The organism is Pseudomonas sp. EA_65y_Pfl1_P113 (assembly GCF_963970525.1).
Classification (GTDB): Bacteria; Pseudomonadota; Gammaproteobacteria; order Pseudomonadales; family Pseudomonadaceae; genus Aquipseudomonas; species Aquipseudomonas tritici.
This window is the reverse complement of the sequence record NZ_CAXAQM010000565.1, coordinates 1-454: the sequence shown is the minus strand read 5'-3', so window position 1 is coordinate 454 and position 454 is coordinate 1. Positions and strand designations below refer to the sequence as shown.

The 454-nt window shown below is 57.3% G+C and carries 1 pseudogene; it reads right to left on the bottom strand.

Annotated elements, in window-relative coordinates:
* Positions 1 to 319 precede the first annotated feature (319 nt).
* Positions 320 to 454, bottom strand: a pseudogene (locus tag AACY52_RS31100) (undecaprenyl-diphosphatase); the annotation flags it as partial.

Below are 454 nucleotides of genomic sequence, written 5' to 3'. Positions count from 1 at the left end.
AAAGGCCATTCCGCCGACACCGTTCGTGCCTGCGACGTCGGCGATCAGGTCGGATGCCCGTTGATCACAACATTGTCTGCTACCAATTGAGCACGATTTGATCGATGTTGCTGCAAGAGCGGCGAACCTGTCACGGCGCCTCTCATCGTCGCCGAAATCTAGTATCTATCGGACTGTGGCTACATCTGACTGAGCTGCACGACCATTCGCCTGATACCAGATTGGGTGAACCTCCTAGGCATAGGCATAGGCATAGGCATCGCGATGCGTCGACGAGGCATTGCCATGCCAATTTCCCGATGTGTTGGGAGGCTGACGCTTAGACTAGCCAGGCGTTGGTGGTCGCGATGACCAGAAGAACGCCAAGCACTCCGCGATAGATGACGAAGGGCCAGGCGGAGAAGCGCTCGAGGACGCGCATTAGCGCCCAGATCGCCGCGAATGCTGAAACGGT